Consider the following 23,026-nt stretch of genomic DNA (forward strand, 5'->3'; position numbering starts at 1 on the left):
CTTTTTTATTGTCTTGCTTTTCGTACCCGCTCCGCATACACGGATAGGGTCTGCTTCAGGACATCCAGCGTGACCGGCTTCGACAGACAGCTGTCCATCCCGGACTCCAGACAGCGCTGTTTCTCCTCCGCCAGGGCGTTGGCTGTCACCCCGACCACCGGCAGCGTCAGCCCCAGCTGTCGGATACGCTGTGTCAGACGGTAGCCGTCCATGTTAGGCATGTTCACATCGCTGAGCACAATATCAATATGGTTCTTACTTAAGACATTCAGGGCATCCACGCCATCATTGGCCGTTTTACACTGATAGCCCAGAGAGCCAAGCTGGTCTGCGAGCAGACGACGGTTAATCGGATGATCGTCGACTACCAGAATCATCATATCGTCGTTCACAGACGCCAGCTCATCAGGAGAGGCCAGCGCGGTCGCGCCATCGCTGTCCTCAAGCTGTACGCTGTAAATGCGCGCCAGCAGGCCCAACAGCTCGTGCGGTGTCGCCACGCTGTGCACCCACAGCCCAGGCGAACGCTCAATCGGAATACCGATATGGCGGCGGCAGAACATCACCACCCCGCGTCCCGCCCACGCCTGGTCTGGCTCAACGTCGGTGATCAGCATGTCATCCGCGTCCGGCGTCTGGCCTTCATAGCGTGAGACCCGCACGCCGCTGCTGGTCAGCATCGAGGTCAGGAAATCGTGTAAGGAGGCGTTGTGCACCGCCAGCCAGCAGTGCTTATCGCTCAGCCCGTCGACCGTGGCTTTCGCCGGATAGTGTGCCGAATAGAGCGGAATACGGATGGTGAACTGGCTGCCCATACCCGGCTCGGTATCGACGGAGATATCCCCGTCCATCATGCTGATCAGCTTCTCACAGATCGCCAGGCCCAGCCCGGTCCCCTGGAAGTTGCGCTGTACGCCCGTTCCCACCTGGAAGAACGGATCGAACAGGCGAACAACCTCTTTCGCCGGGATGCCGACCCCCGTGTCGCGCACGCGAATGGTCAGGTACTCCCCTGCCCGACAGACATGCAGCACAATACAGCCGATATCGGTGAATTTGATGGCGTTGCTCAGCAGGTTCGAAATGACCTGTTGCAGACGCATCGGATCGCCATGCAGCGTCAGCGGCACATCCGGCTCGATAAAGCAGTACAGCCCCAGCTGCTTGCGCACCACCAGCGGCAGATAGTTGGCGCTGATATGGTTCATCACCTCGCGCGGGGAGAACTCACGCGGTTCTATTTTCAGCTGCTCAGACTCAATTTTAGAGAAGTCGAGAATATCGCTGATGATTTTCAGCAGCAGGCTGGAGGAGTTGTTCATAGCCGTCACCAGACGGTCGACCCCTTTCGGCAGCTCCTTGGTCTGGAGCAGATCGAGGTTACCGATAATGCCGTACAGCGGCGTACGCAGCTCATGGCTAACGGTCGCGAGGAACATCGACTTGGACTGACTGGCCTGCTCCGCCGCCTGCGCCATATCCTGCAATGACTCTTCCATCTTCACGCGCGCAGAAACATCCACCAGCACGCAAATCGCCACGTTTTCATTACGGTAGCGCGAATGGACGAAGCTGATTTGCAGGTTGGTGTGGGTACTGGTCAGCACGTCCACAAAGTTAACCTGCTGACCGCAGATGATCTGCGTTAACCGCTGGCGGTCTTCATGCGTGAGCATGTTCAGGTAGTTATGGGCAAGCTCGTTACTGAGGATATTCGTCCCGTCCTGAGTACGCAGGATACAGATCCCCACTGGCGCCGAGGCGACAATCTTACGGTTAAACTGCTCGTGCTCTTCCAGACGCTGCGCATCCGCTTCCGCCGGAATAAAGATCCGCCGCTCATACATTCGCGCCAGCATAAACAGCGCCACGCCTACCGCGATGTTCAACAAAATGGCGTTAAGGATCAGGATGCGAATGCGCTCCAGCACCTTGTCCACCGGCAGCGAGTAGACGATGCTCAGCGACGACGGCGGCAAACTTTTCTTCAGCACCAGCTCGCGGAAACCGGAGGTATAGCCAAACCATGACCGCTCCTGCATCCAGCTGGGCTCCACCTTCAGGCGGTTTTCAGGCCCGGCAAGGGAGATGAGCGGGTGGCCGTTTTCATCCAGAATGGTCACGCCCATCGGCAGGCTGCCCGGCGTGAAGAAGTTTTCCATGCGGATGGTTTGTTCAATCCCCAGCAGCGCTTGCAGTCGGTTGCCGAGATAAACCGGAGTCAGGGCATAGAAATAGCCGACGCCCATGCGCGGCCCCTGGCTTATCCAGAAGATGTTGTTTCCACGCTCTTCCTGAGGCGCATTACGGTATTTCACGATGCGCTCATGCAGGCTTTTCAGCGCGTCTTCGCGTTCGACGGGCATATCCCGCAGGCCGAAATCCGCCATGCAGAGGTTTTCGTTGCCAATCAGGTAGACGCGGTTCAGATCGTAGGCGGCGGAGAAGTTATCGCGCCAGTAGCGCATAAACCATGAAAGCGACTCCAGCGAGCCACGCCAGGCTTTGCCCATGGCTGAACAATCGGAGTCCGGGAAGAGCGGTTCGAAATCAGGTACTTCGGTTTTTTCATCTCGTCCACGAAGGGCCAGAATGCCGTTCTCCGCCGTCAGTCGATTTTCGGCAATATACTTAAGCTCTTTCATCACGTCAGACGTGCGCTGGATATAGCGCTGGGCCTGATCCGAGCTTAAGTTAAACTCCTGGCGGATCTCCGCTTCTTTCTGGTGCAGCGCGTTAACGATATAAAACACCGAGAGCAGCGCCACCAGCAACCAGAGCAGCAGCGCAAGCGCCCGAAACAGATAGCGAGAGACTTTTAGCGTGGTACGAAAGGAAACGAGGTATTTCAAAGGGGCGAGGCTCCGCCATCGGGGAAAAAAGAATGTGGTTAAGGTAGCGGTAAACGCGGCTTGTCGCAACGTTCACTTGTCTGCTTACGCAAAACAAAAGGGCCGGAAACCGGCCCTTTATGCGTCAGGAGACGTTACTCGTCAGCGTCATCCGCTGCGTCATCATCGGTGTCCGCTTCAGGGACGATTTCGTCATCCCCTTCCGCGACGCTGCCGTCGATAGAGTCGAGCTCTTCGTCATCCACCGGCTCAGCAACGCGTTGCAGACCGACGACGTTTTCATCTTCCGCAGTACGGATGAGGATAACGCCCTGGGTGTTACGACCCACCACGCTGATCTCAGACACGCGCGTACGCACCAGCGTACCGGCATCGGTGATCATCATGATCTGGTCCGCGTCGTCCACCTGCACCGCGCCCACAACGGAACCGTTGCGCTCGGTGACCTTGATGGAGATAACGCCCTGCGTGCCGCGTGATTTGGTCGGGTATTCGCTTTCCGCCGTACGCTTACCGTAACCGTTCTGGGTGACGGTCAGGATTGCGCCTTCGCCACGAGGAACGATCAGGGAAACAACGGTGTCTTCACCCGCCAGCTTGATACCACGCACGCCGGTCGCCGTACGGCCCATGGCGCGAACGGCGTTCTCTTTGAAGCGCACCACTTTACCGGCCGCAGAGAAGAGCATCACTTCATCAGAACCGGACGTCAGATCCACGCCGATCAGTTCGTCGCCTTCGTTCAGGTTCACCGCGATAATCCCGGCGGAACGTGGACGGCTGAACTCGGTCAGTGCGGTTTTCTTCACGGTACCGCTCGCGGTCGCCATAAAGACGTTCACGCCTTCTTCGTACTCGCGTACCGGCAGGATGGCGGTGATACGTTCGTTCGCTTCCAGCGGCAGCAGGTTGACGATTGGACGTCCCCGCGCGCCACGGCTCGCTTCCGGCAGCTGATAGACCTTCATCCAGTACAGACGGCCGCGGCTGGAGAAGCAGAGGATCGTGTCGTGGGTGTTAGCCACCAGCAGACGGTCAATGAAGTCTTCTTCTTTAATACGTGCCGCAGATTTGCCTTTACCGCCACGACGCTGTGCTTCGTAGTCGGTCAACGGCTGATACTTCACGTAGCCCTGGTGAGACAGGGTCACTACCACGTCTTCGCGGTTGATCAAATCTTCAATGTTGATATCAGAGCTATTGGCCGTGATTTCGGTACGACGTTCGTCGCCGAACTGATCGCGAACCAGCTCCAGCTCTTCGCGGATCACTTCCATCAGGCGCTCTGCGCTGCCCAGGATATGCAGCAGCTCGGCAATCTGCTCCAGCAGCTCTTTGTACTCGTCGAGCAGTTTTTCATGCTCAAGGCCGGTCAGTTTCTGCAAACGCAGATCCAGAATCGCCTGGGCCTGCTGTTCAGTCAGGTAGTACTGACCGTCACGCACGCCGAATTCCGGTTCCAGCCACTCAGGACGCGCGGCGTCGTCGCCGGCACGTTCCAGCATCGCCGCCACGTTGCCCAGATCCCATGGACGCGCAACCAGCGAGGCTTTCGCTTCTGCCGGGGTTGGCGCACGGCGGATCAGCTCGATGATCGGGTCGATGTTCGCCAGCGCAACGGCCAGTGCTTCAAGGATATGAGCACGATCGCGCGCTTTGCGCAGTTCAAAGATGGTACGGCGAGTCACCACTTCACGGCGGTGACGCACGAACGCGCTCAGGATCTCTTTCAGGTTCATGATCTTCGGCTGACCGTGGTGCAGCGCAACCATGTTGATACCGAAGGAGACCTGAAGCTGAGTCTGGGAGTAAAGGTTGTTCAGCACAACTTCACCCACCGCGTCGCGCTTGATTTCAATCACGATGCGCATACCGTCTTTGTCAGACTCGTCACGCAGCGCGCTGATGCCTTCAACGCGTTTTTCTTTTACCAGCTCGGCGATTTTTTCAATCAGACGCGCTTTGTTCACCTGATACGGGATCTCGTGAACAATGATGGTTTCACGGCCGGTTTTGGCGTCCGCTTCCACTTCGGCGCGGGCACGGATGTAAATCTTGCCGCGACCGGTGCGGTACGCTTCTTCAATACCGCGACGACCGTTGATGATCGCCGCCGTCGGGAAGTCCGGGCCCGGGATGTGTTCCATCAGCCCTTCAATACTGATGTCTTCATCGTCGATGTAGGCCAGGCAGCCGTTGATCACTTCCGTGATGTTATGCGGCGGAATGTTGGTTGCCATACCGACGGCGATACCGGACGAACCGTTCACCAGCAGGTTTGGGATCTTCGTTGGCATAACGTCAGGAATTTTTTCCGTGCCGTCGTAGTTATCAACGAAATCAACCGTCTCTTTTTCCAGGTCGGCCATCAGCTCATGGGCAATCTTCGCCAGACGGATTTCCGTATAACGCATTGCCGCGGCGGAGTCGCCGTCGATAGAACCAAAGTTACCCTGACCATCTACCAGCATGTAACGCAGCGAAAACGGCTGCGCCATACGGACAATGGTGTCGTACACCGCGGAATCACCATGGGGATGGTATTTACCGATTACGTCACCAACGACACGGGCAGATTTTTTGTAGGCTTTATTCCAGTCATTGCCCAATACGTTCATGGCGTATAGTACGCGACGGTGTACCGGCTTCAGGCCATCGCGGACGTCCGGCAGCGCACGGCCAACAATGACCGACATCGCATAGTCCAGATAGGAGCTTTTCAGCTCTTCCTCGATGTTAACCGGTGTAATTTCTCTCGCAAGGTCGCTCATCTAACCGCTATCCCTCTACTGTATCCCGGATTCAAAGGTCGCAAATTATAACACAGCCGCGGTGATACAGGTAAACCTATACGCTTTATTCACAGGGATTGCCTGATATACTCATTTGTCTTGCTAAATAAGGAGTAAAAGCGCCCATGAATGCCGAAAAATCCCCGGTGGCTCACAACGTTGACCACGAAGAGATTGCCAAATTTGAAGCGGTGGCGTCCCGCTGGTGGGATCTCGAAGGTGAGTTCAAACCTCTGCATCGTATTAACCCGCTGCGTCTGGGCTATATCGCGGAGCGTTCCGGCGGTCTGTTCGGTAAAAAAGTGCTCGACGTGGGCTGCGGCGGCGGCATCCTGGCGGAAAGCATGGCGCGCGAAGGGGCCACCGTCACCGGCCTGGACATGGGCTTCGAACCCCTACAGGTTGCCCGTCTTCACGCGCTGGAGTCCGGCGTACAGGTAGAATACGTTCAGGAAACCGTGGAAGAGCACGCGGCAAACCATGCGCACCAGTACGACGTGGTGACCTGCATGGAGATGCTGGAGCACGTTCCCGATCCGCAGTCGGTGGTGAACGCCTGTGCAAAACTGGTGAAGCCGGGCGGCCAGGTCTTCTTCTCGACGATCAACCGCAACGGCAAAGCCTGGCTGATGGCCGTGGTGGGCGCGGAATATGTGCTGCGCATGGTGCCGAAAGGGACGCACGACGTGAAGAAGTTTATCAAGCCTGCCGAACTGCTGGGCTGGGTTGACCAGACATGGCTTAAGGAGCAGCACATCACCGGCCTGCACTACAACCCGCTAACGGATAAATTCAAACTTGCACCGGGCGTGGATGTTAACTATATGTTGCATACAACCGCCAAAAACGACTAACGTCATCCGTTATTCTTATAATGATTGCGCGACATCATGTTGCGCAATTCTGACCTCCCGTTGAAGAAATCAGCACTCGATCAAATTTTGAATTTTTTTTCTGGAATATTGACATCTCTTCCAGGCCTTATGGCACGAGGACTTAGCCTTTTTTACCCTTTCACAACCTCAATTTAACGTCAAAATCAACCCTTGTACTGAAAAGAATCCTTACTAGAATACTCACCATATAGCGTTATTCTTATCGCAAAACCCCTATATGTAGTATTTATCCACAGAGTTAGTCACAAGACGGATCTGTGGATAAGCGGGGGATATTTTTTATTTCACGGACAGGTAAAAACCCACATGAATCAGAGTCTGCTGGTGACAAAGCGCGACGGTACCACCGAGCGTATCAATCTGGACAAAATCCATCGAGTTCTCGACTGGGCAGCAGAAGGACTGAACAACGTATCTATCTCCCAGGTTGAACTGCGTTCTCACATTCAGTTCTACGACGGCATCAAAACGTCTGATATCCACGAAACCATTATCAAAGCAGCGGCGGATCTGATCTCCCGCGACGCACCGGATTATCAGTACCTCGCTGCGCGTCTGGCGATTTTCCACCTGCGTAAGAAAGCCTACGGCCAGTTCGAGCCGCCGAAGCTTTACGATCACGTGGTGAAAATGGTTGAGCTGGGCAAATACGACACGCATCTGCTGGAAGACTATACGGAAGAAGAGTTCGAGCAGATGAACGGGTTTATCGATCACTGGCGCGACATGAACTTCTCCTACGCGGCGGTGAAGCAGCTCGAAGGCAAATACCTGGTTCAGAACCGTGTGACCGGTGAGATCTACGAAAGCGCCCAGTTCCTCTATATTCTCGTGGCCGCCTGCCTGTTCTCGAATTACCCGCGTGAAACCCGTCTGGATTACGTGAAGCGTTTCTACGATGCGGTATCAACGTTCAAAATTTCTCTGCCTACGCCAATCATGTCTGGCGTGCGCACCCCTACCCGTCAGTTCAGCTCCTGCGTTCTGATCGAGTGTGGTGATAGCCTGGATTCCATCAACGCCACCTCCAGCGCCATCGTAAAATACGTTTCCCAGCGTGCCGGTATCGGCATTAACGCTGGCCGTATCCGCGCGCTGGGCAGCCCGATCCGCGGCGGCGAAGCGTTCCACACCGGCTGTATTCCGTTCTACAAGCACTTCCAGACGGCAGTAAAATCCTGCTCTCAGGGCGGCGTGCGCGGGGGTGCAGCCACCCTGTTCTACCCAATGTGGCATCTGGAAGTGGAAAGCCTGCTGGTTCTGAAGAACAACCGTGGCGTGGAAGGCAACCGCGTGCGTCACATGGACTACGGCGTGCAGATCAACAAGCTGATGTACACCCGTCTGCTGAAAGGTGAAGACATCACCCTGTTCAGCCCGTCCGACGTCCCGGGCCTGTACGACGCGTTCTTCGCCGATCAGGACGAGTTCGAGCGTCTGTACACTAAATACGAAAAAGACGACAGCATTCGCAAGCAGCGCGTGAAGGCGGTAGACCTGTTCTCCCTGATGATGCAGGAACGTGCCTCTACCGGTCGTATCTACATTCAGAACGTTGACCACTGCAACACCCACAGCCCGTTCGACCCGGTCGTTGCGCCAGTGCGCCAGTCTAACCTGTGCCTGGAGATCGCCCTGCCGACCAAACCGCTGGACGATGTGAACGACGAAAACGGCGAAATCGCCCTGTGTACGCTCTCCGCGTTCAACCTGGGTGCGATTAAGAGCCTGGACGAGCTGGAAGAGCTGGCCGTGCTGGCGGTTCGCGCGCTCGACGCCCTGCTGGACTACCAGGATTACCCAATCCCGGCGGCAAAACGCGGCGCAATGGGCCGTCGTACCCTGGGTATCGGCGTGATCAACTTCGCCTACTGGCTGGCGAAAAACGGCAAGCGTTACTCCGACGGCAGCGCCAACAACCTGACCCACCAGACGTTCGAAGCGATTCAGTACTACCTGATGAAAGCCTCCAACGAGCTGGCGAAAGAGCAAGGCGCGTGCCCGTGGTTCAACGAAACCACCTACGCGAAAGGCATTCTGCCGATCGACACCTACAAAAAAGACCTGGATGCGATCGTCAGCGAGCCGCTGCACCTCGACTGGGAAGGCCTGCGCGAGTCCATTAAAACGCACGGCCTGCGTAACTCCACGCTCTCTGCCCTGATGCCGTCCGAGACCTCTTCGCAGATCTCCAACGCCACCAACGGTATTGAGCCACCGCGCGGGCACGTCAGCATCAAAGCGTCGAAAGACGGCGTGCTGCGTCAGGTAGTGCCGGACTACGAAACGCTGGGTAACAACTACGAGCTGCTGTGGGAAATGCCAAACAACGACGGCTACCTGCAACTGGTGGGTATCATGCAGAAGTTTATCGACCAGTCGATCTCTGCCAATACTAACTACGACCCAACGCGCTTCCCGTCAGGCAAGGTTCCGATGCAGCAACTGCTGAAAGACCTGCTCACCGCCTACAAATTTGGCGTGAAGACCCTGTACTATCACAACACCCGTGACGGTGCAGAAGACGCGCAGGACGACCTGGCCCCGTCAATTCAGGACGACGGCTGCGAAAGCGGCGCATGTAAGATCTAATGTAAATGCCGGGTGGCGCTCCGCTTACCCGGCCTACGATTTTGTTTGCCCGATTGACAAAATCTCTCACAGGACACACTCATGGCATATACCACCTTTTCACAGACGAAAAACGACCAGCTCAAAGAGCCGATGTTCTTCGGCCAGCCGGTCAACGTGGCACGCTACGATCAGCAAAAATATGACATCTTCGAAAAGCTGATTGAAAAGCAACTCTCCTTCTTCTGGCGTCCGGAAGAAGTGGACGTTTCCCGCGACCGTATCGATTTCCAGGCGCTGCCGGAACACGAAAAGCACATCTTCCTCAGCAACCTGAAATACCAGACGCTGCTGGACTCCATTCAGGGTCGTAGTCCGAACGTGGCGCTGCTGCCACTGATCTCGATTCCTGAGCTGGAAACCTGGGTAGAAACCTGGGCGTTTTCTGAAACGATCCACTCCCGCTCTTATACCCACATCATCCGCAACATCGTGAACGATCCGGCGGTGGTGTTTGACGATATCGTTACCAACGAGCAGATCCAGAAGCGCGCCGAAGGCATTGCGCACTACTATGACGAGCTGATCGAGATGACCAGCTACTGGCATCTGCTGGGCGAAGGCACGCACAACGTGAACGGCAAAACCGTCACCGTAAACCTGCGGGCGCTGAAAAAACAGCTCTATCTGTGCCTGATGAGCGTCAACGCGCTGGAAGCAATCCGCTTCTACGTGAGCTTCGCCTGCTCCTTCGCCTTTGCCGAGCGCAAGCTGATGGAAGGCAACGCCAAAATTATCCGTCTGATCGCCCGCGATGAAGCCCTGCACCTGACCGGCACCCAGCATATGCTGAACCTGCTGCGCAGCGGAACGGACGATCCGGAGATGGCGGAAATTGCGGAAGAGTGCAAACAGGAGTGCTACGACCTGTTCGTGCAGGCCGCCCAGCAGGAGAAAGAGTGGGCAGACTACCTGTTCCGCGACGGCTCCATGATTGGCCTGAACAAAGACATTCTGTGCCAGTACGTTGAGTACATCACGAACATCCGCATGCAGGCGGTTGGCCTCGATCTGCCGTTCCAGACGCGCTCTAACCCGATCCCGTGGATCAACACCTGGCTGGTGTCCGATAACGTGCAGGTGGCGCCGCAGGAAGTGGAAGTGAGTTCGTATCTGGTCGGTCAGATTGACTCTGAAGTCAACACCGACGATCTGAGCGATTTCCAGCTCTGATGACCCGCGTAACGCTACGCCTTTCGGGTACAGAGGTGCTGTGCCAGGAAGAGCACCCTTCCCTGCTGGTGGCGCTGGAAGCGCATCAGGTAGAGGTAGAGTACCAGTGTCGTGAAGGCTATTGCGGCTCCTGCCGCTGCCGTCTGGTCGCAGGCCAGGTGGACTGGCTGACCGAACCGCTGGCCTTTATCAGTGAAGGGGAAATTTTGCCCTGCTGCTGCCGGGCAAAAGGCGATATAGAGATCGAGATGTAACAGTGTCGGGTGGCGCTACGCTTACCCGACCTACAAAACCGCAGTTCGTAGGCCGGTTAAGGCGAAGCCGCCACCCGGCAATTTTAGCGTTTATCCTTCAAAAAACTCACCGCTTTATCCGGGAAATCCGTAAACACCCCGTCCACATCCGCCTGGTTATACAGCACGTCGTAAAGCTGATTCACGTCCGTCGCATAGTCCGGCAGCTGGTCTGCACGCACGGTATACGGATGCACCTGCATGTTGCTCGCGTGCGCCTCTTTCACCATCGCCGTCAGCTTCACGTGACCCGGCGTTGAGCCTTCCGCCACCAGCATGTGGTAATCCGGCCCAATGCCGTCGGCGTACTGCGCAATCTGCTTCATCGCGCCCGGCTTAAACATCCAGTCGTAGCTGTAGTTCACCCACTTCCCGTCCGGCTGTTTTTCCTGGGTTTCGTTCCAGTCGGTATAGGCAATCAGCTGCACCAGATTGAGATCCATCCCCATCTTCGGCTCCAGCTCGGTTTTGATGCGCTTCAGCTCCGCCGCATCGAAACATTGCAGGAAAACCTTATCCTGCTTGCTGGTGTAGCCGTACTTTTTCAGCACCTCCAGCGTCGTAGCAGCAATGTCTTTTCCTTCCTGATGGTGGAACCACGGCGCTTTGATTTCCGGATAGATACCGATGTTTTTCCCGGTCGAGTGGTTCAGCCCCTGAACAAACTCGATCTCCTCTTCGAAGGTGTGAATACGGAAGTCAGATTTGCCCATCGGGAAACGTCCCGGATAGACCTGCACCTTCTTGCCGTTTTCAATCTCGAAGCCCTCGGTAAACGTCAGCGAGCGGATCTCGGCCAGCGTAAAGTCGATGGCGTAATAGCGACCGTCTTTACGGGCGCGATCCGGGAAGCGTTCCGCCACGTCCGTGACGCGGTCAAGATAGTGGTCATGCAGAACGACCAGCCGATCGTCCTTCGTCATCACCAAATCCTGCTCCAGATAATCCGCGCCCTGCGCATAGGCCATCGCCTTCGCCGGCAGCGTATGCTCCGGCAGATAACCGCTGGCGCCGCGATGGGCAATCACGATTTTATCCGCCGCCAGCGCGGAGCCGGTCATCAAACCAGCCAGCAGCAGGCCGGCTGCAAGTTGAGTGAATTTCATGACAAGGCTCCTTATTGACGACGCGCCAGCACTTCAGCATGGTGACGTTTTTCACCGATCATCACGACGATCAACAGCAGAACCGCCAGCACGCTGCCGCCAATCATCACCATAAAGCCACCGTCCCAGCCGAAGAAGTCGACGGTGTAACCGACGATGGCACTCGCCGCCACTGAACCGCCGAGGTAGCCAAACAGACCGGTAAAGCCCGCCGCCGTGCCTGCCGCTTTCTTCGGCGCCAGCTCCAGCGCGTGCAGGCCAATCAGCATCACCGGACCGTAAATCAGGAAGCCGATAACGATCATACAGGCCATGTCTACTGATGGATTACCCGGCGGGTTCAGCCAGTAAACAACCGTCGCGATGGTCACCAGGGTCATAAAGAACACGCCCGTCGCGCCACGGTTACCTTTGAACACTTTATCCGACATCCAGCCGCAGATCAGCGTGCCGGGAATGCCCGCGTACTCATACAGGAAGTAGGCCCAGGAGGACTTATCCAGCGCGAAGTGCTTCACCTCTTTCAGGTAGGTCGGGGACCAGTCGAGGATGCCGTAGCGCAGCAGGTAAACGAAGACGTTCGCCACCGCGATGTACCACAGCAGCTTGTTTGGCAGCACGTACTTCATGAAGATCTGCTTTGCCGTCAGCTCTTCTTCGTGCTTCTCGCTGTAATCATCCGGGTAGTCGTTTTTGTACTCTTCGATTGGCGGCAGGCCGCAGGACTGCGGCGTGTCGCGCATCAGCGCAAAGGCGATAATCGCCACCAGGATCGCCCCAAAAGCAGGCATGTAGAGCGCCGCGTGCCAGTCGTTGAACCAGGCCATCCCCAGCAGGAACAGCAGCGGCGGAAGCCCGCCGCCGACGTTATGCGCGCAGTTCCACACCGACACAATGCCACCACGCTCCTTCTGTGACCACCAGTGAACCATGGTGCGTCCGCACGGCGGCCACCCCATCCCCTGGAACCAGCCGCAGAGGAACAGCAGCACGAACATGATGGCAATGCTGGAGGTCGCCCATGGCACGAAGCCCATGAACAGCATGACCGCTGCCGCGAGGATCAGCCCGGCAGGCAGGAACACGCGGGGATTCGAACGATCCGACACTGACCCCATAATGAATTTCGAAAAACCGTACGCGATGGAGATCCCCGACAGCGCGAACCCCAGGTCGCCGCGAGAGAAGCCCTGCTCCACCAGATACGGCATGGCGAGCGCAAAGTTTTTACGTACCAGATAGTACGCCGCATACCCGAAGAAGATCCCGAGGAAGATTTGCCAACGCAGACGGCGGTAGAGAGGATCGATCTCTGCCTCTGGCAGTCGCGCCCGGTGTGGCGCAGGTTTAAAGATACTGAGCATAACAGCCTCCGTGGCCTTTCAAATAATGACCGGGCATCTCGCGCCCGGCTACAGAGGCGGCGATGTTAAGAAATCACGGTGAATGTTACTGTGAATCAACGCACAGATTGTTACAGAAATATGACAGGATGCGCAAAAAAGCGCATGAAATCACGTTTCACTTTCGAATTTCGCGCGTTTATGTTCGAAATCAAACAAACCACACGATCACTGTGGCTAAATGCTAAAAAACGAACATAGAGGAAAGGCAATGACAATTCACGATCCACGCTTAAGCGATGTGATTATCATTGGCGGTGGCGCAACGGGTGCCGGCATCGCACGCGACTGCGCCCTGCGGGGGTTGAGCGTCACGCTTCTGGAACGCCACGATATCGCCACCGGCGCGACGGGGCGTAACCACGGCCTGCTGCACAGCGGCGCCCGCTATGCGGTCACTGATGCTGAATCCGCGCGCGAATGTATCGCTGAAAACCAGATCCTCAGGCGCATCGCCCGCCACTGCGTTGAACCCACCAACGGCCTTTTTATCACCCTTCCCGAAGACGACCTCGATTTTCAGCAAACCTTTATCACCGCCTGCACCGCGGCAGGCATTCAGGCTGAAGCGATCGATCCGGCGCAGGCGCGCCGTATTGAACCCTCGGTGAACCCGGCGTTACTTGGCGCGGTGAAGGTGCCTGACGGAACCGTTGATCCCTTCCGCCTGACCGCCGCCAATATGCTTGACGCGCGGGAACACGGGGCGCATATCCTGACAGGGCACCACGTTACCGGGCTTATTCGTGAAGGCAATACCGTGCGCGGCGTGCGCGTGTTTGATGCGCAGTACAACGAACACCGCGAGCTATATGCCGCCGTGGTGGTTAACGCGGCGGGGATATGGGGCCAGCACATCGCGGAATACGCCGATTTATCCATCCGCATGTTCCCGGCCAAAGGTTCGCTGCTGATCCTCGATCACCGCATCAATAACCACGTCATCAACCGCTGCCGCAAGCCGTCCGATGCCGACATTCTGGTGCCGGGCGACACCATTTCGCTCATCGGTACGACGTCAACGCACGTTGACTACAGCGACATTGACGTCAACCGGGTTACCGCCGAAGAGGTGGATATTCTGTTGCGCGAAGGGGAAAAGCTGGCCCCGGTGATGGCGCAGACCCGTATTCTGCGTGCCTACGCGGGCGTGCGGCCCCTCGTCGCCAGCGATAACGATCCGAGCGGGCGTAACGTCAGCCGCGGCATCGTGCTGCTTGATCACGCCGAACGTGACGGCATGGACGGGTTTATCACCATTACCGGCGGCAAGCTGATGACCTACCGGCTGATGGCGCAGTGGGCCACGGATGCCGTCTGCCGTAAGCTCGGCAATACCACGCCGTGCGTGACGGCGGAGCGGGCCCTGCCCGGATCGCAGCACTCGACAGAAAAAACGCTGCATAAAATCATCTCGCTCCCCGCACCGCTTCGCGGCTCGGCGATTTACCGCCACGGCGACCGCACTCCGACCTGGCTTGGCGAAGGGCGACTCAGCCGAAGCCTGGTGTGCGAATGCGAAGCCGTGACCGCAGGCGAGGTGCAATATGCCGTGGAAAACCTGACGGTGAACAGCCTGCTTGATTTACGCCGCCGCACGCGCGTCGGGATGGGCACCTGTCAGGGGGAGCTGTGCGCCTGCCGTGCCGCCGGGCTGCTGCAACGTTTTCACGCCACCACGTCAACCCAGTCGCTTGCCCAGCTCAGCGATTTTTTAAACGAGCGCTGGAAAGGCATTCAGCCCGTCGCCTGGGGCGATGCCCTGCGCGAAAGCGAGTTTACCCGCTGGGTCTATCAGGGGCTTTGCGGTCTGGAGAAGGAGCACCCCCATGAAATTTGATACCGTGATTGTCGGCGGCGGGCTGGCGGGCCTGCTGTGCGGCCTTAAGCTGACGCAGCGCGGTCTGCGCTGCGCCATTGTGACTCGTGGTCAGAGCGCCCTGCACTTCTCCTCCGGATCGCTGGATTTACTGGGCGCGCTGTCGTTCGAAGATCTGCCGCCTGAACATCCCTACCGGTTGACGGGCGCAGAGAATATGGCCCGCTTTGCCTGTGAAACCGAATATCTGCTCACCACCTGCGGCGCACGCATGCAGGGTGACGCGGAGCTTAACCATCAGCGCGTCACGCCGCTCGGCACCCTGCGCGCCGCCTGGCTTAGCCCGGAAGAGGTGCCTGTCGCCCCCATCACTGCGGAACGCGTGCTGGTGGTGGGGATCAGCGGATTCCTCGACTTTCAGCCGCATCTGGCCGCCGCGTCTCTCAGGCAGCAGGGAATTCAGACAGATACCGCGGAGATTGACCTTCCTGAACTCGACGTGCTGCGCGAAAACCCCAGTGAGTTTCGGGCGGTGAACATTGCCCGCCTGCTGGATAATGAACGTTACTGGCCGCAGCTGTACGCGGCGCTTCGACCGCTCGGCGAGACCTGCGACGCCCTGTTTATGCCCGCCTGCTTTGGCTTAACGGATAACCGGCTCTGGCGCTGGCTCTCGGCACGTCTGCCCTGTACGCTCGGTTTACTGCCGACGCTCCCCCCTTCCGTGCCAGGCATCCGTCTGCATACCCAGCTTCAGCGTCAGTTTGTCGCCCAGGGTGGCGTCTGGATGGCGGGCGACGAGGTGAAAAAAATCACCCTGGCAGAAGGCGCGGCAAGCGAAATCTGGACCCGCAACCACGGCGACATCCCGCTTCGCGCACGCTATACGGTGCTGGCAAGCGGCAGCTTCTTCAGTAACGGTCTGCTGAGCAGTCGGGAGGGCGTGCGTGAGGCGATCCTCGGGCTGGACGTCCGGCAAAGCGCCTCCCGCGCGGACTGGTATCAGAGCGATTTTTTCACTCCGCAGCCCTGGCAGCAGTTCGGGGTGATTGTCGATACTCAGCTGCGCCCGCGGCTGGACGGGCAACCGGTTGAAAACCTGTACGCCATCGGCTCGGTTCTGGGCGGGTACGATCCCGTGGCGCAGGGCTGCGGCGGCGGCGTCTGCGCCGTCACCGCGCTGCACGTTGCGGAGCAGATTATTCAGCGCAGGGAGGCAGCACAATGAACGACACCCGGTTTGAAAACTGCATCAAATGCACGGTCTGTACCACGGTTTGCCCGGTCAGCGGCGTCGATCCGCGCTATCCCGGCCCGAAGCAGGCCGGTCCCGACGGAGAACGTCTGCGCCTGAAGGACGGAGCGCTTTACGACGAGGCGCTGAAATACTGTATCAACTGCAAGCGCTGCGAAGTTGCCTGCCCGTCGGACGTGAAAATTGGCGATATCATCCAGCGCGCCCGCGCGCGCTACAGCACGCAGAAACCGACGCTGCGTGACGCGATACTGAGCCATACCGATCTGATGGGCAGCATCTCGACGCCTTTCGCACCGGTCGTCAATGCCGCCACCGCCCTGAAGCCGGTGCGCAGGCTGCTGGATGCAACGCTCAAAATCGACCATCACCGCAGCCTGCCGAAATATTCTCACGGCACCTTCCGCCGCTGGTATAAATCCGTGGCGGCAGAACAGGCGCGGTTCGCCGAGCAGGTCGCCTTCTTCCACGGCTGCTACGTGAACTACAACCATCCGCAGCTGGGGAAAGACCTGCTGAAAGTGCTGAACGCCATGGGAACGGGCGTTCAGCTGCTGAGCAAAGAGAAGTGCTGCGGCGTTCCGCTGATTGCCAACGGTTTTACCGACAAAGCGCGCAGGCAGGCGAAAAGCAACGTCACCGCTTTACGTGAAGCGATCGTCGACAAAGGCATACCGGTACTGGCGACCTCGTCAACCTGTACCTTCACGTTGCGCGATGAATATCCGCATCTGCTGGATGTGGATAACACCGGCCTGCGCGAGCACATCGAGCTGGCGACCCGTTTTCTCTGGCGCAAACTGGACGGCGGGCAGACGTTGCCGCTGGGCAAATTGCCGCTGAAAGTGGTGTATCACACGCCATGTCATATGGAAAAGATGGGCTGGTCGCTCTATACGCTTGAGCTGCTGCGGCTGATCCCGGGGCTGGAGCTGACGGTGCTGGATTCACGCTGCTGCGGCATCGCAGGCACCTACGGCTTCAAGCGCGAAAACTACCCAACGTCACAGGCAATTGGCGCGCCGCTGTTCCGGCAAATTGAAGAGAGCGGCGCGGATATCGTCGTGACCGACTGTGAAACCTGTAAATGGCAGATTGAGATGTCCACCAGCAAACGCTGCGAACATCCCATTACCCTGCTGGCAAACGCGCTGGTGTAACCGTTGCCGGGGCCACCGCCCCGGCAGATTCTCACTCCACGAACAGCGACTCGACGACGTTGATCCAGCCGTGCTCGCTGGCGACCTCTTTGCCGTTCAGCCAGCGGCGCAGCATGTTCAGGGCCATCATCGCGCACACCTCCTGACGCACGGCCAGACTGTGGCGGGTAATACTCATCTTCACCCGCAGGGCGTGCGTTCCTTCCGGAGTTGCCAGGGCGAAGTTGAGATGCTCTTCATCCAGCCCGCCAACGAACAGCGCCAGCCCCGCGAAATGCTTCACTCTGCGCTCGGACGCCCAGCGCGCGGTCTGCGCGAGCGTCTCCTGCTGGAACGGCACCACTTCGCTGGCCAGCAGCGGTGCACCCGCCCGGGTCAGCTGGAGCGCCAACAGCCCGCCGGTAAACTGCTCGCTTAGCGTCACGCTCAGCTGACGAGACTGCAAATGGCGGGCGATCTGCGCCGGCAGCCCTTCCGTGCCTTCGAAAATCAGGCTTTCCCCGGCGACGCGCTGCACTTCGGGCCACAGCGCCAGCATGGCGGCTTTCTCAGACGCCGGTCCGGTCAGCTTCAGTTCAATAATCGGCATGGAGGAGCGATAGCCCATCGACACGCCGGGAGGCAATTGCAGATGATCGAGGCTCTGAGCCAGATCGCTCTCCGAGCGGCCAAACGTGGTCAGACGCAGGCACAGCGGTGGTTCCGGCAGGGTGAAACGCGCGCGCAGGCGCGGCAGGATCTGCTGCTCGACCATCACCTTAAATTCCGACGGCACGCCCGGGGTGAAGAACATCAGGCAGCGGTTCAGCTGAACGGCAAACCCGCAGGCGGTGCCGACCGGGTTATCAATCAGCTCCGCGCTGGCGGGGATCTCGGCCTGCTTGCGGTTGCTGGGGGCCATCACGCGGCCACGATCGGAGAAGAAACGCTCCATCTGCGTCAGCCACGCGTCGTGGAGAACCAGGCCTTCGCCTTTGGCGGTGGCGGCAGCCAGCGCGCTGAGATCGTCGCTGGTCGGTCCAAGCCCGCCGTTCACAATCAGCACGTCGCAGCGTTCGCTGCGCTCGCGCAGAACGTTGACCAGCGACTCAAGATTGTCACCCACGGTGTTGCGGCGCGTTAACGGTAATCCTTGCTCAAAGAAGAGATCGGCGAGCCAGGCGGCATTGGTATCGATGATTTGCCCATGCAGCACTTCGTCGCCAGTGGATAACATTTCCACGTTTATCATTGTGTTCTCCCATTTCAATGGTCAAAACACTATAGCGCAATCGAAGACCGGAGGAAGAGAGAAACTGGCGCGACAGAACGCCGCGCCGAGAGGATCAGAAACCTGCGCTAACGCCAACGTACGGGCCGTCTGCCAGGGCGTTGTCGCGGTTGCCGTCTTTACCGGCCAGGTTCAGATAGCGATAGCCCGCTTCGATGGTGATCGGACGCATGATGGTCCAGCGCGCGCCGGCGTTAGCTTCCTGATAGCTGTCGATGCCGCTGGAGAGGGAATCCGGAGAGTAGTAGTACTCACCGAACAGGCCAAAGCTGTCGCCAATTTTCCACTGCAAGCCGCCGCCCACTGCCGCCGCGTAACCTTCGTCACCGTCGTTCGGGTTGGTGTAGATCCCTTTACCGCCGACGGTCGCCAGGAACGGGCCGAGAGGAACGTTGAAGCCGAGGCCCAGGCTTGCCGCATCGCCGTCGTCGTCGTTATGCGTCCAGCCGCCGGTCATTGCCAGGCCTGCGCTGTCCGTGCCAAGACCGAAGCCCAGGTGGGTATAGTCCTCGCCCGCCGAGCCGTTGAAGGAAATAGCGTTGGCCGCCGCCGATACACACATCAGGCCTAAGCCCATTAATGCCACTTTTTTCATTGTCGTGATCCCGCACAATTTATTCAGAGATGTCCAAAAACCGCGAGATTTTAACCTGACTTTCAGGGGGATCAATGGACTCTGCGTGCGTCGGGCAATTAGTTTGTAACGATTTGATAATATCGACATTTACATCATCAACAAAAAGCGCATTTTCACGCACAGCCCGCCCAGATTTTCACTGGGCATCAGCTGGAGATGGCTGCGGTGCAGGCGGGCAATGTCGTTGGCCAGCGCCAGACCAATGCCGGACCCGGCGGCATCGCCCACGTTGTCCAGCCGATGAAACGGCAGCATGGCCTGAGAGATCTGATCTTCGGCAATCCCCGGTCCGCTGTCCTCCACGCTCAGCTCAACGGCATCGTTATCCGTGCGCAGGTACACCGTGACGATGCCCTGCTCCGGCGTGTATTTGATCGCGTTCTCCAGCAGGTTGGCGCAGAGTTCGCCCAGCAGCACGTCATCTCCCTCAATCATCACCGGCTGCTGTACGCCGTCATAACCGAGGTCAATAGCCTTGCTGCGCGCCTGCGCCAGCCGGGAAAAGCAGCTGTTTTGCACCACCTGAACCAGATCGACAGGGGCAAACTGTCGCTCACCCTGCTCTTTTCGCTTCACCGATGAAAGCTGTAGCAGCCTCTCGGTCAGCACGATGGTGTTATCCAGCGTCACGTTCATTGCCCGTAAACTTTCCTGCCACAGCGCCGGATCGTTACGCGTCAGGGCAACGGACACCTGGGTTTTCAGCACCGCCAGCGGCGTTTTGAGCTGGTGCGAGGCATCGGCATTGAAGCGCGCCTGCCGCGAAAGTACGCCGCGCAACCTGTCGATATAGCGGTTAAATGCCACAATCAGCAGCCGCGTTTCCGACCAGGGCAACAGCTCCGGCAGCGGAGCCAGCAGCCCGGGCTCGCGGCGCACCATCAGCGAGGAGAGCTGGCGCATCGGGCGCAGCACGCGGCGAAGCAGCCAGGCGGTTAAAATCAGCGTCAGCAGCACCAGTAGCCCCTGCGACACGAGCGAGGAAAACAGCAGCTGCGTGGCGAGATAGCGCCGCGACTGCAAGGTTTCGGCAACGTATATCTCCGCCATGCCGAACACGCTGTCTTCGTTAACCGGCTGGAGCAGCTTCGCCACGCGGATCGCCTGCCCGCGATACTCAGTATGATAAAACCAGGCCAGCGCAGGATAGTGGGTGGTGCGCGACGTGGAGGGTGGCATTTTCGGCAGATCGTCATAGCCGGAGATCGTCTGCCCATCAGGATCAACGACCTTGTAATAGAGGCGATCGTTCATGTTCAGCTCAAAGCTGTCGAGCACCACCCAGGGCACGTTTACCTGGAGCTTGCCGTTGTGCACCACCAGCCGCTCTGACACCGTGCGCGCCGAGGATAACAGCGTGCGGTCATAGGCCTGCGTTGCCGCCTGTAGCGCGCTAACGTAGCTGTTAAAGGCCGACAGCCCCCATAACAGCAGCAGCGGCAAACCCAGAAAGAGCAAAAGTTGCAGGTAAAGCGACTGCGGCTTAACCCACTTCATCGCCGCACTCCAGCACGTAGCCCAGCCCACGGAGCGTGGTGATCCGCACGCCGCTGCCGGTCAGCTTCTTGCGCAGGCGGTGAATATAGAGATCGATGCTCTCGGGGCTAACGTCGTCGTTCAGGCTGAACACCTGGTCGAAGAGCTGCTGTCGGGAAACGGGACGGGTCCGGCGGTGCATCAGCACCTTCAGCAGGGAGAGTTCGCGCGGCGTGAGGGAAAGGGGTTCATCGCGCAGCAGAAAAAAGCCTTCATCATCGTACTCCAGCTCCCCCAGCCGCTGCCGCTCCTGGGTTCGCCCTTCACTGCGGCGCAGCAGCGCGCGCAGGCGGGCATCGAGTTCTTCCAGCTCGAACGGCTTCGGCAGATAGTCATCCGCCCCGGCATTCAGCCCTTTCACCCTGTCCGCCACGTTGCTGCGGGCGGTAAGAAACAGCACGGGAAGCGTCTGCCCGCGCTTTCTCAGGCGATGCACCACCTCCAGCCCGTCGAAGCCGGGCATGCCGATATCAAGAATGGCGACGGCATAGTTTTCCCCCTGCAAAAGGTGGTCGGCCGCCCGCCCGTCGTTGACGCAATCCACGGCAAATCCATTCTGTACCAGCGCTTTCTCCAGCCAGTGAGCCAGCTCACGATTATCTTCCGCGAGTAAGAGACGCATATCACATCCTGTAAAGTTGGTGTCGCAGTGAAAGGGAAATGAAAGGTTATTGTTTTAACAATCACGCAACGGAACCGCTACAAGGTGGTTCACATAATCAGAAAAAAGACACCCGTACCCGTACTCCCGGTTCTCCGGCGTGAGGATAAACGATGAAAAAACAATTACTTTCTGCTGTTGCTGCAAGCGTATTGCTGTTGAGTGCCTCTGTCGTCCAGGCGCAGGAGCCGCCGTCCCGCACCGAATGTATCGCCCCGGCCAAACCCGGCGGCGGCTTCGACCTGACCTGCAAGCTGATTCAGGTCAGCCTGCTGGAGACGAAGGCCATCGAAAAACCGATGCGTGTCACCTACATGCCCGGCGGCGTGGGCGCGGTAGCCTATAACGCCATTGTTGCGCAGCGCCCTGCCGAACCCGGTACCGTCGTGGCCTTCTCCGGCGGCTCGCTGCTGAACCTGTCGCAGGGGAAATTTGGTCGTTATGACGTGGATGATGTGCGCTGGCTCGCCACCGTAGGCACCGATTACGGGATGATCGCCGTTCGCGCCGACTCTCCCTGGAAGTCCCTGAAAGATCTGCTGAGCGCCATGGAAAAAGATCCGAACAGCGTGGTGATTGGCGCGGGCGCGTCTATCGGCAGCCAGGACTGGATGAAAGCCGCGCTGCTCGCGCAGCAGGCCAAAGTGGATCCGCACAAGATGCGCTACGTGGCCTTTGAAGGCGGCGGCGAGCCGGTGACGGCGCTGATGGGCAATCATGTGCAGGCGGTTTCGGGGGATCTCAGCGAAATGGTGCCCTACCTGAGCGGAGATAAGATCCGTGTGCTGGCGGTCTTCTCGGAAAACCGTCTGCCGGGCCAGCTGGCGGACGTCCCAACCGCCAAAGAGCAGGGTTATAACCTGGTCTGGCCGATCATCCGCGGCTTCTTTGTCGGGCCAAAAGTGACCGACGCCGAGTACCAGTGGTGGGTGGATACCTTCACAAAACTCCAGCAAACCGACGAGTTCAAAAAACAGCGCGATCTGCGCGGACTGTTTGAGTTCAACCTGAACGGCAAGCAGCTGGACGAGTACGTGAAAAAACAGGTGAATGACTACCGCGAACAGGCGAAAGCCTTTGGCCTGGCGAAATAACCGGAGGCGCTATGAGCGATCGCATTTTTGCCGGGATATGGCTGCTGCTCTGCATTGCCGGGCTGTTCGTCGCCTGGCAGATCCACAGCGAATACAGCTATGAACCCGTAGGGCCACGCCCCTTCCCCGTCGGCATTGTCGGCCTGATGCTGCTCTGCTCGGTGGCGCTACTGCTGCGCCATCCGGACACCGTAGAGTGGCCGCCACGCCGCACCCTGCAACGTCTGCTGGTGATGGTGATTGTCCTGCTGATGTACGCGTGGGGCTTTGAGTGGCTCGGCTTCCCGATTGCCACCGCCCTGCTGACGATGGTGATTGGCATGCTGTTTAACGCCTCGCTGCCCGCGGCGGGGATCTCCGGAGTCGTACTGGGCATTTTGCTCTGGTACGCCTTCGACCGCCTGCTGGACGTGACGCTGCCGCTCGGCGCATGGTTTAACTAACGGAG

At 58.4% G+C, this 23,026-nt stretch carries 17 protein-coding genes; 9 read left to right on the forward strand and 8 right to left on the reverse strand.

Features of this window, described 5'->3' with window-relative positions:
* Positions 1-5: 5 nt before the first annotated feature.
* Both rcsC and gyrA read right to left on the reverse strand, forming a co-directional pair.
* Positions 6-2,852 carry a two-component system sensor histidine kinase RcsC gene (gene rcsC, locus N5C09_RS09525; protein ID WP_102750732.1) on the reverse strand — a complete coding sequence of 949 codons (2,847 nt, stop codon included), beginning with the start codon at positions 2,850-2,852 and terminating at the stop codon, positions 6-8.
* A 134-nt stretch (positions 2,853-2,986) separates the two neighbouring features.
* Positions 2,987-5,623, reverse strand: coding sequence for a DNA topoisomerase (ATP-hydrolyzing) subunit A (gene gyrA, locus N5C09_RS09530; protein WP_112791567.1), 2,637 nt, complete (start codon positions 5,621-5,623; stop codon positions 2,987-2,989).
* Positions 5,624-5,769: 146 nt separating this feature from the next.
* On the opposite strand from gyrA, the gene ubiG reads away from it, so the two are divergent.
* The 4 genes from ubiG to yfaE all read left to right on the forward strand — a co-directional run bounded on the left by ubiG (position 5,770) and on the right by yfaE (position 10,598).
* The gene (gene ubiG / locus N5C09_RS09535; protein ID WP_063868243.1) at positions 5,770-6,498 is read left to right on the forward strand and encodes a bifunctional 2-polyprenyl-6-hydroxyphenol methylase/3-demethylubiquinol 3-O-methyltransferase UbiG; all 729 of its coding nucleotides are present in this window, start codon (positions 5,770-5,772) and stop codon (positions 6,496-6,498) included.
* A gap of 348 nt (positions 6,499-6,846) precedes the next feature.
* Positions 6,847-9,132 carry a class 1a ribonucleoside-diphosphate reductase subunit alpha gene (gene nrdA / locus N5C09_RS09540; protein WP_023300610.1) on the forward strand — a complete coding sequence of 762 codons (2,286 nt, stop codon included), beginning with the start codon at positions 6,847-6,849 and terminating at the stop codon, positions 9,130-9,132.
* 81 nt (positions 9,133-9,213) lie between these two features.
* The gene (gene nrdB / locus N5C09_RS09545; protein ID WP_279748940.1) at positions 9,214-10,344 is read left to right on the forward strand and encodes a class Ia ribonucleoside-diphosphate reductase subunit beta; all 1,131 of its coding nucleotides are present in this window, start codon (positions 9,214-9,216) and stop codon (positions 10,342-10,344) included.
* Entirely contained in the window at positions 10,344-10,598 is a 255-nt protein-coding gene (yfaE, locus tag N5C09_RS09550; RefSeq protein ID WP_063868240.1) for a class I ribonucleotide reductase maintenance protein YfaE, read from the forward strand. The genes nrdB and yfaE overlap by 1 nt, the downstream gene beginning before the upstream one ends.
* An 83-nt stretch (positions 10,599-10,681) precedes the next feature.
* On the opposite strand, the gene glpQ is transcribed toward yfaE, so the two are convergent.
* Both glpQ and glpT read right to left on the reverse strand, forming a co-directional pair.
* On the reverse strand, positions 10,682-11,743 hold the full coding sequence (gene glpQ / locus N5C09_RS09555; RefSeq protein ID WP_279748941.1) for a glycerophosphodiester phosphodiesterase: 1,062 nt from the start codon (positions 11,741-11,743) through the stop codon (positions 10,682-10,684).
* Positions 11,744-11,754: 11 nt separating this feature from the next.
* A complete protein-coding gene (gene glpT / locus N5C09_RS09560) occupies positions 11,755-13,107 on the reverse strand; it encodes a glycerol-3-phosphate transporter (RefSeq protein WP_063868234.1) in 1,353 nt (450 codons plus the stop codon).
* A gap of 250 nt (positions 13,108-13,357) precedes the next feature.
* On the opposite strand from glpT, the gene glpA reads away from it, so the two are divergent.
* Genes glpA through glpC form a run of 3 tightly spaced genes read left to right on the forward strand, consistent with a single transcriptional unit; the run spans position 13,358 to position 17,380 of the window.
* Positions 13,358-14,986, forward strand: a complete 1,629-nt coding sequence (glpA, locus tag N5C09_RS09565) for an anaerobic glycerol-3-phosphate dehydrogenase subunit A (protein ID WP_279748942.1) — start codon at positions 13,358-13,360, stop codon at positions 14,984-14,986.
* Entirely contained in the window at positions 14,976-16,193 is a 1,218-nt protein-coding gene (gene glpB, locus N5C09_RS09570; protein WP_279748943.1) for a glycerol-3-phosphate dehydrogenase subunit GlpB, read from the forward strand. Before glpA ends, glpB begins: the two co-directional genes overlap by 11 nt.
* A complete protein-coding gene (glpC, locus tag N5C09_RS09575; protein WP_279748944.1) occupies positions 16,190-17,380 on the forward strand; it encodes an anaerobic glycerol-3-phosphate dehydrogenase subunit GlpC in 1,191 nt (396 codons plus the stop codon). Before glpB ends, glpC begins: the two co-directional genes overlap by 4 nt.
* 31 nt (positions 17,381-17,411) lie before the next feature.
* Here glpC and N5C09_RS09580 read toward each other — a convergent pair whose 3' ends face one another.
* From N5C09_RS09580 to tctD, 4 genes are all read right to left on the reverse strand, one after another.
* On the reverse strand, positions 17,412-18,611 hold the full coding sequence (locus N5C09_RS09580) for a nicotinamide mononucleotide deamidase-related protein YfaY (protein ID WP_279748945.1): 1,200 nt from the start codon (positions 18,609-18,611) through the stop codon (positions 17,412-17,414).
* A 94-nt stretch (positions 18,612-18,705) separates the two neighbouring features.
* Positions 18,706-19,245, reverse strand: a complete 540-nt coding sequence (locus tag N5C09_RS09585) for a YfaZ family outer membrane protein (RefSeq protein ID WP_063450369.1) — start codon at positions 19,243-19,245, stop codon at positions 18,706-18,708.
* 129 nt (positions 19,246-19,374) lie between these two features.
* Positions 19,375-20,784 (reverse strand): sensor histidine kinase, encoded by a 1,410-nt coding sequence (locus N5C09_RS09590; RefSeq protein WP_279748946.1) that lies wholly within the window; start codon positions 20,782-20,784, stop codon positions 19,375-19,377.
* Positions 20,771-21,445, reverse strand: coding sequence for a transcriptional regulator TctD (gene tctD / locus N5C09_RS09595; RefSeq protein WP_017693014.1), 675 nt, complete (start codon positions 21,443-21,445; stop codon positions 20,771-20,773). The genes N5C09_RS09590 and tctD overlap by 14 nt, the downstream gene beginning before the upstream one ends.
* 152 nt (positions 21,446-21,597) lie before the next feature.
* On the opposite strand from tctD, the gene N5C09_RS09600 reads away from it, so the two are divergent.
* On the forward strand, positions 21,598-22,578 hold the full coding sequence (locus N5C09_RS09600) for a tripartite tricarboxylate transporter substrate binding protein (RefSeq protein WP_279748947.1): 981 nt from the start codon (positions 21,598-21,600) through the stop codon (positions 22,576-22,578).
* Positions 22,579-22,589: 11 nt separating this feature from the next.
* Positions 22,590-23,021, forward strand: coding sequence for a tripartite tricarboxylate transporter TctB family protein (locus N5C09_RS09605; RefSeq protein WP_063868221.1), 432 nt, complete (start codon positions 22,590-22,592; stop codon positions 23,019-23,021).
* Positions 23,022-23,026 lie beyond the last annotated feature (5 nt).

It is taken from the genome of Enterobacter sp. GD03975 (genome assembly GCF_029838645.1).
GTDB lineage: Bacteria > Pseudomonadota > Gammaproteobacteria > Enterobacterales > Enterobacteriaceae > Enterobacter > Enterobacter quasihormaechei.